General features: G+C 51.8%; 12 protein-coding genes. All 12 read left to right on the top strand.

What is annotated here, in order from left to right:
* The first annotated feature begins 533 nt into the window (after window positions 1-533).
* The gene (locus LOC67_RS16920; RefSeq protein ID WP_230263820.1) at window positions 534-1,325 is read left to right on the top strand and encodes a hypothetical protein; all 792 of its coding nucleotides are present in this window, start codon (window positions 534-536) and stop codon (window positions 1,323-1,325) included.
* A 528-nt stretch (window positions 1,326-1,853) separates the two neighbouring features.
* Window positions 1,854-2,417: a hypothetical protein gene (locus tag LOC67_RS16915; protein ID WP_230263819.1), complete on the top strand. Its 564-nt coding sequence runs from the start codon at window positions 1,854-1,856 to the stop codon at window positions 2,415-2,417.
* A 518-nt stretch (window positions 2,418-2,935) separates the two neighbouring features.
* Window positions 2,936-3,469, top strand: a complete 534-nt coding sequence (locus LOC67_RS16910) for a macro domain-containing protein (protein WP_230263818.1) — start codon at window positions 2,936-2,938, stop codon at window positions 3,467-3,469.
* A 1,046-nt stretch (window positions 3,470-4,515) separates the two neighbouring features.
* Complete coding sequence (locus tag LOC67_RS16905) at window positions 4,516-4,920, top strand: hypothetical protein (protein WP_230263817.1); 405 nt, start codon at window positions 4,516-4,518, stop codon at window positions 4,918-4,920.
* 1,474 nt (window positions 4,921-6,394) lie between these two features.
* Window positions 6,395-6,934, top strand: a complete 540-nt coding sequence (locus LOC67_RS16900; RefSeq protein WP_230263816.1) for a hypothetical protein — start codon at window positions 6,395-6,397, stop codon at window positions 6,932-6,934.
* Between the two features lie 1,084 nt (window positions 6,935-8,018).
* The gene (locus tag LOC67_RS16895; protein ID WP_230263814.1) at window positions 8,019-8,390 is read left to right on the top strand and encodes a hypothetical protein; all 372 of its coding nucleotides are present in this window, start codon (window positions 8,019-8,021) and stop codon (window positions 8,388-8,390) included.
* 725 nt (window positions 8,391-9,115) lie between these two features.
* Window positions 9,116-9,703, top strand: coding sequence for a hypothetical protein (locus LOC67_RS16890; RefSeq protein WP_230263812.1), 588 nt, complete (start codon window positions 9,116-9,118; stop codon window positions 9,701-9,703).
* A gap of 36 nt (window positions 9,704-9,739) precedes the next feature.
* Complete coding sequence (locus LOC67_RS16885; protein ID WP_230263810.1) at window positions 9,740-10,003, top strand: hypothetical protein; 264 nt, start codon at window positions 9,740-9,742, stop codon at window positions 10,001-10,003.
* A 521-nt stretch (window positions 10,004-10,524) separates the two neighbouring features.
* Window positions 10,525-11,154, top strand: a complete 630-nt coding sequence (locus tag LOC67_RS16880; RefSeq protein ID WP_230263808.1) for a hypothetical protein — start codon at window positions 10,525-10,527, stop codon at window positions 11,152-11,154.
* Window positions 11,155-11,286: 132 nt separating this feature from the next.
* Window positions 11,287-11,805 carry a hypothetical protein gene (locus tag LOC67_RS16875; protein WP_230263806.1) on the top strand — a complete coding sequence of 173 codons (519 nt, stop codon included), beginning with the start codon at window positions 11,287-11,289 and terminating at the stop codon, window positions 11,803-11,805.
* A 97-nt stretch (window positions 11,806-11,902) separates the two neighbouring features.
* Entirely contained in the window at window positions 11,903-12,514 is a 612-nt protein-coding gene (locus LOC67_RS16870) for a hypothetical protein (RefSeq protein WP_230263805.1), read from the top strand.
* A 633-nt stretch (window positions 12,515-13,147) separates the two neighbouring features.
* Window positions 13,148-13,687: a hypothetical protein gene (locus tag LOC67_RS16865; protein ID WP_230263804.1), complete on the top strand. Its 540-nt coding sequence runs from the start codon at window positions 13,148-13,150 to the stop codon at window positions 13,685-13,687.
* Window positions 13,688-14,906 lie beyond the last annotated feature (1,219 nt).

Here is a 14,906-nt window from a genome sequence, read left to right as displayed (position 1 = left end):
ACTTGTCAGCAGCGATGAAACGCAGACCGTGGTGGTGTGTACCACGCGAACCATGCCGTGCACGCGAAGGTCGGGAGTCGTGTTTTATTGAAGTGGTCAGTCCACCGCCCGACCTCGGTGACGGCTGCCGTTCGCGCGGATGGTTGTGGCTTGAATCCAACGCTACTGAATTCGGCCCATCTGATTTCAGGTGGCAACTGCTAGTTGATTGCCGCAATTGAATTAACGGTTTGATAGTTGTGCCTGATCGCGGCCCAATGGATTTTGCGAGGCATCAGTTTCCTATCAATCGCAATTGAATTCACGGTTTGATCGTGTCGCTCCAATAACTCCCATCTGAATTCAAGGGACAGCAGTATCCTGTTGATCGCATTTGATGTCACTGTTCGATTTTAGCTCCGAGATAGCCGATCAAACGCTCTACCCGCCGGCTGAAATATCTATGCTCGTTCCCCTTCGCGATTCGAATCGGGTAGACTTGTCAGCAGCGATGTGATGCAGACTGTGGTCGTGTGTACCACGCGAACCATGACATGAACCGAAGTGACGGAGTCGGGGTTTCTGTAGTGGTTAGTTATCCGCCGTCACTCGGTTATGTCCGCCGTTCGCACACAGAAATGAATTCCTACATCCAGCCGTTATCGCAACTTCTTGACGAGATCCCAGACGACCTGCAGGCGTTTTACGCTCAGGTTCAGACTGGCGATTTTTCTGGACACTCGGAAGTTGAGGTCAACCTTCTCTCGCCAGCCGATGCAACGAAGCTAACTCTCGAATTTCGCGAGTTTAATCCGCTTGTAGACATGTCGCGTTGCATTTTGCTCGATGAGGCAAACACCAGCGACTATCTGTGTTATCTACCCGGCCCGCCCAAGGCAGGAGCTATCTTTCATCTATCGCACGATGGGCAACCTTCAAAGATTGTTTTCCGTGATACGCAGGCGTTGCTTCACGCTGCAAAGGAAGCGATTGCCACAGGTGCCTTTTTGGAAACGCTTTTCGACCGACAATCATTTGTTTCTGAAGATCAGGACGAACTGTTGGATCAAATTCGGGAGGCATTTTCACTCTCGAACGAATACGAAATGACGCCCCTACTGGACTTGCTCCTGCGGTATGCGGAGTATGACCGCGATCCTGAGCTGTTTTCAAAGATTTGCGAGCACGATGACTTTTTTGTCCCTCAGGCGATTGCCGAGACAATTCAAGAACGTCCCAAACGCTCTTATTTGTTGCTCGCCCAAAAACTCGCATCAAATAACGTGCGCCAAGTAGCGAGACCAGCAGCTGATGCGGTCGCGCAGATTGAGGCAATGCCGGAATAGTGCGAACCATGAATTGCACGGGAGGCCGGGAGTTGTGTTTAATGGTCTGCTTGCGAGTCGTTCGCCCGGCCCCCGTGAATTCTACCGTTCGCGCGGGTAGATGAACCACTTGATGACTCATCTTTCTCGTTTGATCATCGCCCTTTGACGTACATGGCGTTTTGATTCGGCCCATTTGATTTCACGTGACAAGTGATAGCTGATCGACTCAACCGAAGTTGCGGTTTGATAGTTACTCGTGATCGCGGCCCAATGGATGTTGCGAGACGTCAGTTTTCAATTGGTCGCAATTGAATTCACAGTTTGATCGTGTCGCTCGAATAACACCCATCTGAATTCACGGGTCAGCAGTTTCCTGTTTATCGCATTCGATGCAACGGTTTGTTTTCTGCTCCGAGATAGCAGTTCAAACGCCCTATGCGCCATCCGAAAAATCTATGCTCGTTACCCTTCGCGATTCGAATCGAGTAGACTTGTCGTCAGCGATGTAGTGCCGACTGTGGTCGTGGGTACCTCGCGAACCATGACATGAACCGAAGTGACGGAGTCGGGGTTTTTGAAGTGGTTAGTCGTCCGCCGTCACTCGGTTATGTCCGCCGTTCCCCGACTGAAATGAAAAACGAATTCACGTTTGTTCGACGCTTCGATTCTCCACGATACATCGTGGTTTACCTGGGACTTTTGGTAATCGCCCTGGGTGCCGTGCTAGTTGCCGCGTCGATGCAAAAACCGGAAGTCCTTATTCTGTCGCTCTTTTTTGGGGGTGTGGCGGCTCTCGGTTTTCTGGGAGTTCGTCGTGGTGATTGCGCTGGAGTTACAATCACCACCGATTTCATTCATTGGTGGTGCACAGGGCTTACACCACGCTCGACGAAACTTAATCTAGCTGATGTGGTCTCAATCGAATTCCGGGACAACCTTGATTCAAATCGAATCTTTATAGAGACTCGCGATCAACAGTTGATAGAATGCGAAGACACTTTCTTCGGTGACGGACACGCGGTGCTTGACGCAGTGGGGAAATTTTGCCCAGAGGCTGCGTTAATTCACAACGGGCTTCCGAGGCAGCGGGGAACCAGCGGATGCACGTGAGTCGCCGAGTTGAGTTTCTTGAAGTGGTTGATCGTTCGCGGCGACCACGTGATCCGTATTGTTCGCGCGGGTAGATGAACTGCCTGGTGACTCAACTTTCTCTCAGGTGGTCATAGCCCCTTGCACTGCAAAGCCTTTGGATCCGGCCCATCTGATTTCATGTGGCAACTGTTAGCTGAACGCCGCAAGTGAAGTTGCGGTTTGATAGTTGTGCCCGGATTTCGCCCATCGGAATTCAAGGGACAGCAGTTTCCTGTTTATCGCATTCGATGTCGCGGTTTGGATGTTGTTCCGAGATAGCAGTTCAAACGCCCTATGCGCCATCCGAAATATCAATGCTCGTTCCCCTTCGCGATTCGAATCGGGTAGACTTGTCAGCAGCGATGTTATGCAGACTGTGGTCGTGTGTACCACGCGAACCATGACATGAACCGAAGTGACGGAGTCGGGGTTTTCGAAGTGGTTCGTCATCCGCCGTCACTCGGTTATGTCCGCCGTTATCACGTTGAGCAAGATTGATGCCTGGTATTGAACTTCATTCGGGCGACATTACGAAACTCGATGTTGATGCCATCGTAAATGCCGCAAACGAACTACTGATCGGTGGCGGCGGCGTCGATGGTGCTATCCATGCTGCCGCGGGTCCCAAGCTCGTTGCTGCCTCACAGAAACTGGCTCCCTGCCCGTCTGGAAACGCCCGTCTTACGCCTGGGTTCAACCTCAAGGCAAACTTCGTAATTCACGCTGTCGGTCCCATATTTCGTGACGGCGCACGCGGCGAATTCGACATGCTTTCTGAAACCTATCGTGCAGCATTGCAAATTGCGGACGAGCAGGACTGCGATTCCATCGCCTTCCCGTGCATATCCACCGGAGCTTTCGGTTTCCCTCAACAACCCGCTTGTGAAATTGCGATCCGAACATGTCTAGACTGGCTTGCGGAGCATAGCTATCCAAAAACGATCGTGTTTTGTTGCTTTGAACCGTCCGACCGATTGCTATACGCTGAACGTCTATCGGAACTCGGAATACTTCGCGAATACGCGGGATAACAATGCGATGCACCGAAGTCGCGGAGCCGAGCGTTTTGGCAATGGAACGTCAACCGCCGCGACTCGGTGATCGCGGACGTTCGCGCGGGTAGATGGACCGCAGGATGACTCAACTCTAATCAACATGGTCATCGCCCTTCTTAGTTCCAGGCGTCTGATTTCGGCCCATCTGATTTCACCTGACAAGTGCTAGCTGATCGACGCAACCGAAGTTGCGGTTTGATCGTTGCTCGTGATCGCGGCCCAATGGATTTTGCGAGACGTCAGTTTCCTATTGATCGCAATTGAATTCACGGTTTGATCGTGTCGCTCGAATAACGCTCATCGGAATTCACGGGACAGCAGTTGCCCGTCTATCGCATTTGATGTCAACGTTTGATTTCTGCTCCGAGATGGCAGGTCAGACGCCCTACCCGCCGGCTGAAATATCAATGCTCGTTTCCCTTGGCCATTCCGATCGGGTAGACTTGTCATCAGCGATGTGGTGCAGACTGTGGTCGTGTGTACCACGCGAACCATGACATGAACCGAAGTGACGGAGTCGGGGTTTTTGAAGTGGTTAGTCGTCCGCCGTCACTCTGTTATGTCCGCCGTTCGCGCGGGTAGGTGAACCGGTTGATGATTCATCTCGCTCTCAGATTGTCATCTCCCTTCGCAGTTCAAAGTATTTGGATCCGGCCCATCTGATTTCACGTGGCAAGTGTTTGATGATCGCCGCAAGTGAATTAACGGTTTGATAGTTGTGCTTGATCGCGGCCCACTGGATTTAGCGCGACAGCAGTTTCATGTTGATCGCACTTGATGTCACGGTTTGATTTCTGCTCCGAGATGGCAGGTCAGACGCCCTATGCGCCAGCCGAAAAATCTATGCTTGTTACCTTTCGCGATTCCAATCGGGTAGACTTGTCGAGAGCGATGCACTGCTGGCTGTGGTCGTGTGTACCGCGCGAACCATGCCGTGCACGCGAAGGTCGGGAGTCGTATTTTATTGAAGTGGTCAGTCCACCGCCCGACCTCGGTGACGGCTACCGTTCTGCCATTGAATCATGCACGCAATCGGTTCCGCATACTTGATCAGACAGGCCGCAGGTGCTGAGCGATACGATGGTGCTACTGTGGAAATTTCACGCGCTTTCGAATCGAATGGTGCGATCGTGGTCGACTTGATCGAACGCAACACTGGAAACCAAATCGACGGTGACGCATCGTTTCTGGAGGAATATGCACGTATTGCCATCGACCGATTTGCCCGCGATTACGTCATCGATTTACGGCAATGGAACGTCCGAGTGGACCAATTTGCGTACCATCCGATCGATTCCGGGCCGAAAGGAATCCACGACGCTGTCTACAATGCTGTATCTACTGCGTTCGCACAGTGGGCGTCGATGACCGTGCAAGTGCCGATCGAGAAGGCAGAACCAGACGATGCACGTGAGTCGCCGAGTTGAGTTTATTGAAGAGGTGAGTCGTTCGCGGCGACCTCGGTGACGGCTACCGTTCGCGCGGGTGGTTGTGACTGCGATAACCATCGCCTGTCTTCAACGCCGCTGAATCTGGCCCATCTGATTTCATGTGGCTACTACCAGCTAATAGCCGCAATTGAATTAACGGTTTGATAGTCGTGCCTGAACGCGGCCCAATGGATTTCGCGAGACACCAGTTTCCTTTTGATCGCAACTGAAGTCATCGTTTGATTGTGTTGCTTGATCAACGCCCATCTGAATTTGAGAGACAGCAGTTTCCTATTTATCGCATTTGAAGTCTCGGTTTTATTTTGGCTCTGAAATAGCGGATCAAACGTCCAAACCGCCGGCCGATATACCTATGCCCGTTCCCCTTCAATATTCCGATCGGGTAGACTTGTCAGCAGCGATGAAACGCAGACCGTGGTGGTGTGTACCACGCGAACCATGCCGTGCACGCGAAGGTCGGGAGTCGTGTTTTATTGAAGTGGTCAGTCCACCGCCCGACCTCGGTGACGGCTACCGTTCGCGCGGGTGGTTGTGACTGATAGCCAACGCCTGTCTTCAATGCTGCTGAATCCGGCCCATCTGATTTCACGTGGCAAGTGTTTGATGATCGCCACAACTGAAACAACGGTTTGAAAGTTGTACGTGATCGCGGCCCAATGGATTTCGCGAGACGTGAGTCTCCTGTTGATCGCATTCGATGCCACGGTTTGATTTCTGCTCCGAGATGGCTGGTCAGACGTCCTATACGCCAGCCGAAAAATCTATGCTCGTTCTCCTTCGCGATTCGAATCGGGTAGACTTGTCACCAGCGATGTAGTGCCGACGGTGGTCGTGGGTACCTCGCGAACCATGACATGAACCGAAGTGACGGAGTCGGGTTTTTTGAAGTGGTAAGTCGTCCGCCGTCACTCGGTTATGTCCGCCGTTCGCGCGGATGGTTGTGCCTGCGATAACCATCGCCTGTTTTCGATGCGGACGGATCTGGCCCATCTGATCTCACCTGACAACCATTAGCCGATCGCCGCAACTGAGTTTGTGGTTTGATAGTTGGTCGTGAATTCGGCCCTTTTGATTTCGCGAGACTTCAGTTTCCTATTGATCGCAATTGAATTCACCGTTTGATTATCGTTGCGGATCACTGTCCATCTAATCCAAAGGGACAACAATTTCCTGTTGATCGCATTTGATGTCACGGTGTGATTTCGGCTCCGAGATAGCAGATCAAACGTCCTAACCGCCGGCCGATATATCTATGCTCGTTCCCCTACACGATTCTGATCGGGTAGACTTGTTGGCAGCGATGTGGTGCCGACTGTGGTCGTGGGTACCACGCGAACCATGACATGAACCGAAGTGACGGAGTCGGGGTTTCTGAAGTGGTTAGTTGTCCGCCGTCACTCGGTTATGTCCGCCGTTCCCCGACTGATAGTTTGTCCTCAAATCGTCTTTCATGCTCGACACGAACTACAATCGCAAGCTGGCGTGGTTCTGCTCTCTAGCATTCGTATTCTGCCTGCTTTGCTCCTGCTCTCCAAAGGCGAGCGTCCCACCTGATCCCGTTATGGAAACACGCTTCGATACGCTCGCCGACTTTTTACATCCTTCGACGAACGACTCTCATTCACTTGAAGAAGAGTTCTGCCGTCAACCGTATACGGAGGGATTAATTTTTACTGCCGATACCACACTCGACGCGTTAATTACGTGGTATCGTGAGCGTTTCGCGGTGCACATTCTTGAGCGGCACGACTATGATCCTGGACAAGCGACGATCTACTTCCATGCCGATGACCGTAGTCGCGAAGTTAGCATTTGTTTGGCGGATCGAAGCGTAAACGCCGCTGTCGCCAACCTCACTTCATATATCCCTTCGCCCCTTCTTGCCGAATCTTCAAAAGCAGAATCAGGAATCGTTGGCGTTGTCTTCATGGAAGACATCAATCAAACTATCCAACGGATGAAAGATAACGGCGAATGGCCGCCCGGATGATGCGGGGAACCATCGCGTGCACCCGAGTACGCGAGCTGAGCGGTTTTGAAATTGAGAATTTTTCGCGCGTACCGGGTGACGCGTGCCGTTCGCGCGGGTGGTTGTGACTGCGATAACCAACGTCTGTCTTCAATGCTGACGGATCTGGCCCATCGGATCTCAAATGACAACCATTAGCCGATCGCCGCAACTGAGTTTGTGGTTTGATAGTTGCTCGTGAATTCGGCCCTTTTGATTTCGCGAGACGTCAGTTTCCTATTGATCGCAATTGAATTCACGGTTTGATTGTCTTGCTTGAACAACTCCCCTCGAAATTCAAGAGACAGCAGTTTCCTGTTTATCGCATGCGATGTCACGGTTTGATTTCTGCGCCGCGATAGCCGATCAAACGCCCTACCCGCCGGCTGAAATATCAATGCTCGTTCCCCTTGGCCATTCCGATCGGGTAGACTTGTCACCAGCGATGTGATGCAGACTGTGGTCGTGTGTACCACGCGAACCATGACATGAACCGAAGTGACGGAGTCGGGGTTTCTGAAGTGGTGTGTCATCCGCCGTCACTCGGTTATGTCCGCCGTTCGCGTGGGTGATTGTGGCTCGAATCCACTGCTGCTGACTCCGGCCCCTGTGAATTAGCGTCGCAACTGTAAGATGATCGCTGCAGCTGAACTCACGGTTTGATAGTTGTGCCGAGATTGAGCCCATCGGACGTCAACGGACATCAGTTTCCTTTTGATCGCAACTGAATTCACGGTTTGATCGTCTCGCTTGAATGACACCCATCTGAATTCATGGGACAGCAGTTGCCTGTTTATCGCATTTGAGGTCATGGTTTGGATGTTGCGCCGAGATAGCAGTTCAAACGCCCTATGCGCCAGCCGAAATGTCAATGCTCGTTCCCCCTGGCCATTCCGATCGGGTAGACTTGTCACCAGCGATGTAGTGCCGACTGTGGTCGTGTGTACCACGCGAACCATGACATGAACCGAAGTGACGGAGTCGGGGTTTTTGAAGTGGTTAGTCATGCGCCGTCACTCGGTTATGTCCGCCGTTCTGCTATGGAGTCACTTCAACCTCGATCGGGATGACACCATCGAACTGCTGTGAAATCGGAGCAAGCTATGCCGTGACGGGGGAACGCGACTTAGCGGCCCTTGATGCTGCCGCTCGTTTGCACGACCATTCCCCATTTGATGTCAACGAACTGGAACGCGAATTGCGTTATCGTCCCGAACTGGTTGATGGATGGTTGCGGTGGGTAGAAGACAAACGATGGTCGCCCACTTGGTATTTCTCACCAACCGACAATGGCCAATACTTGGTTGGATACTTTTCCCCGGATGAGGACCAGAAGAGGCTTACGGTTTTCGATGATCGATACCGTGCATGTGCTGCATTCATCATTCATGAGCTTGAGAGCTATCGCTTGTTGCTTGAGTCCAAGGGAAGGTGGTAGATTGAATTTGCTGCGTTACACGTCCAGAAAAGCAGAACCAGCGGATGCACGTGAGTCGCCGAGTTGAGTTTATTGAAGTGGAGAGTCGTTCGCGGCGACCACGTGATCCGTACCGTTCGCGCGGATGGTTGTGCCTGCGATAACCAACGCCTGTTTTCGATGCTGACGAATCTGGCCCATCTGATTTCACCTCGCAACCATTAGCCGATCGCCGCAACTGAGTTTGTCGTTTTATATTTGCTCGTGAATTTGGCCCAATTGATTTTTTGAGACATCAGTTTCCAGTCAATCGCATTTGACGTCACGGTTTGATCGTGTCGATCGAATAACACCCATCTGAATTCACGGGTCAGCAGTTTCCTGTTTATCGCATTCGATGTCACGGTTTGATTACTACTCCGAGATAGCGGTTCAAACCCACTATGCGCCAGCCGAAATATCAAAGCTCGTTCCCCTTGGCGATTCCAGTTTGTTAGACTTGTAACCAGCGATGTGGTGCCGACTGTGGTCGTGGGTACCTCGCGAACCATGACATGAACCGAAGTGACGGAGTCGGGGTTTTCGAAGTGGTTAGTCATCCGCCGTCACTCGGTTATGTCCGCCGTTCCCCGAATAAGTGTTTGTATATGGGCACAATGAGATATGCTTGTTCGCGGTGCGATTTTCGTCAGGAAGTCTCCTATATTCCAAGATTCTATCGGCTTCCATCGGGAGCGGAGTTTCCGATGGTCCAAGTTCATACTTGGTGCAAAGTATGCCAATCCATCACGGTTGTTGAACTGCTCGACCGGCTCCAAAGTGACAGTGATTTCAGCTTGGAAATGCAAGAGTTTTACAGATCCCAAATTGCTGATCCATCGAAGTCCGAGGAGGAAAGAGTTCAACTGCGTGAACTTATTGCCGAATCGAAGCGATACAACGCACGTTATACGGATTTCATGAATGAACTCCGTGGCGTTCGCGTATTACCACAGCGTTGTTTGCGCTGCGACAACACTGATTTGGAAATACCCGATACTGACCACGGCAGTTTTGGGCATCATCCCTGTCCCGGCGTTCTTTCAGCGCCGTTCACAATTGGAGGCGGCGTGCTGGATCCACGGTTTTATGATATTCCTCATCTTTATGATCCTGACGGTGTTCTTCTTCGGGAGGGCACAAGTATAACACCGTGCAGCTCAGATCCCTTGCCTCTTTGGTCGGCGAGTGTTGATTGCAAGAAACAGAGTCCGACGAACCAAACAATGCACCCACGTCGAGGAATCAAAGAAAATGAAGTGGAAGATCAAACACCGCGACTGGGTGATTGCTGACGTTCCCCGACTGACATAGAACTTTAACAGCACGACATGGATCGACAACACAAGGTAACACCTGCACACCAAGCGTCACCTGATACCGGACGTGAGTCTTGTTTCGTTGCAGGTGGATACGATCGTTTGTTTTCCGCTGTCGAATCCGACGCACGCCAAATTGTTGAGGCTGAATACGCCGACGAATGGAATGCAAGCGGGCTGATCCGAAGGTGGAAACTGCAACGTAAAATGGACGCTGAAATCTCGGTGATTGTCGCCGAAATTATGCCCGACGTTTCGCCCGCAGCTTTGTTCTAATTTTACATTCCTTTCACTCGTCCACACTCAATGCAGATAGCAAACTGCCGTCCATTCTAAATCCAGGGCGGCGGGGAACCATACGATGCACGTGAGTCGCCGAGTTTAGTTTTTTGAAGTGGTGAGTCGTTCGCGGCGACCACGTGATCGTTAACGTTCGCGCGGGTAGATGAACCGCTGGGTGACTCATCTCGTTCTCAGTTGGTCATCGCCCTTCGCAATACAAAGCGTTTGGATCCGGCCCTTCTGAGTTCAAGTGTCAACAGATAGCTGATCGCTGCAATTGAATTTGCTTTTTGATTGTTGCTCGTGAACGCGGCCCACGAGACTTCACGAGACGAAAGTTTCCTAGCGATCGCAATTGAATTCACGGTTTGATTTCTGGTCCGCGATAGCTGTTCAAGCGTCTTACCCGCCGGCTGAAATATCAATGCTCGTTCCCCTTCGCGATTCGAATCGGGTAGACTTGTCAGCAGCGATGTGATGCAGACTGTGGTCGTGTGTACCACGCGAACCATGACATGAACCGAAGTGACGGAGTCGGGGTTTCTGAAGTGCTTAGTCGTCCGCCGTCACTCGGTTATGTCCGCCGTTATCCCTCTCAAAACTTCATTGGTGCGCACGAGGAGATGCATGATTTAACAATTAATCCTGACAACGGAACCCTGTATTCTGACCACTCAGCTGTGCTTTGTTCATCTACCGTGCTTTCCGAAATGAGCGAGATGTCGTCGCCGCAATCGTGCACATCCTTTATCGACGTGACTCTTGACCTAGGCCAGAACTGGGGCGGCAAGGCGTTCTTCTACGACTCTGCAATTCTCAACTGCACTTTCCACATGCGTTCGACGTTTCAGCTTCGTCCGTTCAATCTGGACTCCGCAGCCGATGCGAAGCGTTTTCACGACCAGTACCTGACCAATTTGCTTGGCCCCGGCAAAACTGTTGACCAAAGATCAAATTCCTTTTGCCCAGATTTAACCGTGATTCAGGAAATTATCGCAATTCCACATTATTGGAAATTCGCATGGGGAATTGTATGGTCTGGGTACACGTACAAATCTGGCGTCTCAGAGGTTACACTGTCGTACGGTTCACGACGCACCCGCGCACGAATTGCACATAAGCGAGGTCGAAAGTTCTGCCCTTAATCCAATACTCGGGATAACAATCGGATGCACGACGAGTCGGCGAGTCGTGGCTTTTGAAGTGGTTGATCGCTCGCGCCGACCGCGTGATCCGTGACGTTACGCCTCAAGACTAAACTAAATTGGCATCGCCACATGAAGACATCGGAAGGCATCTCGATCACTCCAACGAGTTACCAGGAAATCGTCGCGCTATTAACGTCCGACGAACTAGCGGCGGTAGAGTGTTCGATTGCCGAGCAGTGCCGATTGAAGATCATTCGAGATCTGGCATCAACAACGACAAGCCACCTGCAAGCCGAGGTCAGCGTGTCAGGAATGACGATCCCTGAGATCACGCATTACTTGAACCTTCACCGATATCAATTGGTCGCCTTCGGCATCCAATTACTTGGCGACAAAGATGCATCCAAAGAAGAGCAAGAATACCCTGACGGTGAAGAACAAGGCCTAGATGGCGAATCGGAAACAATTGGGTTGGCAGTCGGATTTGGCGTCAAATACACCATTTATCACAACTTTCTTGCCAATCGCCCCGCTGCGGAATTCAGAGCATTCCTCAAGAATCGCCGAATCCCAAAGCACACCAAGTTTGCCAAGGAACTTGAACGCGTCTTTGCCGAGCTCAATAGCATGGACGCAGAAGAGGCGTAACCAAGCGGTGAACGGGAGCCGCCGATGACGCGGGTTTCGAAATCATAGTTACTTGGCGGCGGCCCCGTTACCGCCGTCGTTCCCCGACTGAATGACGATGCTGATACTTCGAACCTGCGTCATTGCCGCTACCGTCTTCATTCGTCCGTGCACCGGAGACGAGATCCCGGCGACTCCACGCTACCAAACGCTCGCCAACCTCGTGCAAGCTGCTCACACGACAGATCTTCCCGTTGTCGATCGTATCGAGGTGCTTGCGCTACCTGTCTTGGATGACGACGAGGACCCTGAACCCGCGTTGCAATCCGAAACGTTTCTCATCCGTCCGGCTTCGCCGAAAACCGAAAATGGCTCGCTCGTCATTCCGTCGTCCGAGATTTCTGTCCGGTCCCTTTCGTCTAAGGTGTTCGGCGCGAAGGACGCGAAACGTATCGCCGCTGACTGGCGAGCTCTCGAGTTTCAGCCAAATGGTGCGTTCTGCCACGTGCCGACATACGGAATTCGCTTCTATCGTGGCGACGATTTGATCTTCAACGTTTCTGTATGTTGGAAGTGTCATAACTTCTACCTCCCAGCGATCGACCCAGACTCTGGAAAACCATCCGCAATACTGTATGGTTTCGACGACAACGCGCCCGCTAAACGATTCTTGAACGATCTGCGACGTTTGGTTCCGCATCCGCACATCAAACATCCGCGACTCAGATGACCAGATGGAATCGGGGAACCATCGGATGCACGTGAGTCGCCGAGTTGAGGTTTTTGAAGTGGTTGATCGTTCGCGGCGACCACGTGATCCGTACCGTTCGCGCGGGTAGATGAAGCGCTGAATGACTCATCTGTTTCCCGGATGGCCATCGCCCTTTGCACTACAAAGGGTTGAATCCGGCCCATCTGATTTCACTTGCCAACTGTTAGCTGATCGTTGCAATTGAAATTGCGGTTTGATAGTCGTGGCTGGAACCGGCCCACCTGATGTCAAGAGACGTCAGTTTCCTGTTGATCGCAACTGAATTCACGGTTGGATTGTGTTGCTTGTACAACTCCCAACTGAATTCATGGGACAGCAGTTTCCTGTCTATCGCATTTGATGCCACGGTTCGATTTCTGGTCCGCGATTGCTGTTCAAACGCCCTACCCGCCGGCTGAAATATCGATGCTCGTTCCCCTTCGCGATTCCAATTGGTTAGACTTGTCGACAGCGATGTAGTGCGGACTGTGGTCGTGCGTACCTCGCGAACCATGCCGTGCACGCGAAGGTCGGGAGTCGTGTTTTATTGAAGTGGGAAGTCTTCCGCCCGACCTCGGTGAGGGCTACCGTTATCCGCCAAGCAGAGACTCAATGCTCGAATTAGATGATCCACGCTGGTCGGAATTAGAACACGCCTACGGAAATGCCGTAGACACGCCAAGGTTGCTCAACCAACTTCATACGAAGAAAGGCTTGACGAAGTCATACTGGGAAAAACTGTGGAGTTCGCTCTGCCACCAGTGCTCAACATATTCCGCAAGTTTCGCGGCGTTCCCACATTTGGTCTCGGCGGCACGAAGCCTTAGCGTCAAACAAGGAACATCCACATTGGATCTCGCGGCTGGAATCCTCACCTGCTCCTACGACGACAACAAGCTCACGAACCGAATACCCGGAGAACTTCGCAAGCCGTTTATCGAAGCGATCGCAGATGGCAAACAACTGCTTGCTGAAATGATCACTGAATCGCGGAAATCGCGTGTCGACTCGATGCGGTATCTGTGGATGATCGCGGCATTTGATGGGCATCCCGAAGTCGTCGGTTTACTTTGGACAGTCGTTGATGACTTCTGTTGTCCGGTCTGCGGCGACGATATCATCGACCCATATGAGTCGCTTTGTGGGCTCTGAAATAGGCGGATAACAATCCAATGCACCCGAGTCGCGAAGTCGGGCGTTTTGGCAATGGAAAATCTCTCGTCGCGACCGGGTGATTGGTGACGTTCGCGCGGGTAGATGAACCACTGAATGATTCATCTCTTTCTCAGTTGGTCATCGCCCTTTGTACTACAAAGTGTTTGGATCCGGCCCATCTGATTTCACGTGACAAGTGCTAGCTGATCGACGCAACTGAAGTTGCGGTTTGATAGTTGTGCCCGGATTTCGCCCATCGGACTTCAACGGACATCAGTTTCCTTTTGATCGCAACTGCATTCACGGTTTGATCATGTTGCTTGAACTACACCCATCCGAATTCAAGGGACAGCAGTTTCCTGTTTTTCGCATTTGATTTCACGGTCTGGATGTTGCTCCGAGATAGCCGATGAAACGCCCTATGCGCCGGCCGATATATCTATGCTCGTTCCCCTCCCCGATTCCGATCGGGTAGACTTGTCGTCAGCGAGGTAATGCCGACCGTGGTCGTGTGTACCACGCGAACCATGACATGAACCGAAGTGACGGAGTCGGGGTTTTTGAAGTGGTTAGTCATCCGCCGTCACTCGGTTATGTCCGCCGTTCGCGCGGGTAGATGGACTGCTAAATGACTCATCTCTTTCTCAGTTGGCCATCGCCCTTTTCAGTTCAAGGCATCTGATTTCGGCCCATCTGATCTCACGTGGCAACTGTTAGCTGATCGCCGCAAATGATGCTGCGGTTTGATAGTCGCTGCTGAATTCGGCCCATCTGATCTCACCTGGCAACTGATAGCTGATCGTTGCAACTGAATCTCCGGTTTGATCGTTGCTCGTGAACTAGGCCCATCTGAATTCATGGGACAGTAGTTTCCTGTCTATCGCATTTGATGCCACGGTTTATTTTCTGCTCCGAGATGGCTGGTCAAACGCCCCATGCGCCAGCCAAAAAATCTATGCTCGTTACCCTTCGCGATTCCAATCAAGTAGACTTGTCGTCAGCGATGTAGCGCAGACCGTGGTCGTGCGTACCACGCGAACCATGACATGAACCGAAGTGACGGAGTCGGGGTTTTTGAAGTGGTTAGTCATCCGCCGTCACTCGGTTATGTCCGCCGTTCGCGCGGGTAGATGAACCGCTGACTGACTGATCTCGCTCTCAGTTAGTCATCGCCCTTTGCACTTCCAAGCGTTTGGATTTGACCCATTTGATTTCA

The organism is Stieleria sp. JC731 (genome assembly GCF_020966635.1).
Taxonomy (GTDB): domain Bacteria; phylum Planctomycetota; class Planctomycetia; order Pirellulales; family Pirellulaceae; genus Stieleria.
Note: the sequence above shows the minus strand (reverse complement) of the source record. Positions and strands in the feature narration are given on the sequence as shown.

What these genes read in the sequence shown, in the direction of transcription:
- LOC67_RS16920 (WP_230263820.1), top strand. Translation starts at nt 534, where the DNA reads ATGAACCGAAGTGACGGAGTCGGGGTTTCTGTAGTGGTTAGTTATCCG.
- LOC67_RS16915 (WP_230263819.1), top strand. Translation starts at nt 1,854, where the DNA reads ATGAACCGAAGTGACGGAGTCGGGGTTTTTGAAGTGGTTAGTCGTCCG.
- LOC67_RS16910 (WP_230263818.1), top strand. Translation starts at nt 2,936, where the DNA reads ATGCCTGGTATTGAACTTCATTCGGGCGACATTACGAAACTCGATGTT.
- LOC67_RS16905 (WP_230263817.1), top strand. Translation starts at nt 4,516, where the DNA reads ATGCACGCAATCGGTTCCGCATACTTGATCAGACAGGCCGCAGGTGCT.
- LOC67_RS16900 (WP_230263816.1), top strand. Translation starts at nt 6,395, where the DNA reads ATGCTCGACACGAACTACAATCGCAAGCTGGCGTGGTTCTGCTCTCTA.
- LOC67_RS16895 (WP_230263814.1), top strand. Translation starts at nt 8,019, where the DNA reads ATGACACCATCGAACTGCTGTGAAATCGGAGCAAGCTATGCCGTGACG.
- LOC67_RS16890 (WP_230263812.1), top strand. Translation starts at nt 9,116, where the DNA reads ATGGTCCAAGTTCATACTTGGTGCAAAGTATGCCAATCCATCACGGTT.
- LOC67_RS16885 (WP_230263810.1), top strand. Translation starts at nt 9,740, where the DNA reads ATGGATCGACAACACAAGGTAACACCTGCACACCAAGCGTCACCTGAT.
- LOC67_RS16880 (WP_230263808.1), top strand. Translation starts at nt 10,525, where the DNA reads ATGAACCGAAGTGACGGAGTCGGGGTTTCTGAAGTGCTTAGTCGTCCG.
- LOC67_RS16875 (WP_230263806.1), top strand. Translation starts at nt 11,287, where the DNA reads ATGAAGACATCGGAAGGCATCTCGATCACTCCAACGAGTTACCAGGAA.
- LOC67_RS16870 (WP_230263805.1), top strand. Translation starts at nt 11,903, where the DNA reads ATGCTGATACTTCGAACCTGCGTCATTGCCGCTACCGTCTTCATTCGT.
- LOC67_RS16865 (WP_230263804.1), top strand. Translation starts at nt 13,148, where the DNA reads ATGCTCGAATTAGATGATCCACGCTGGTCGGAATTAGAACACGCCTAC.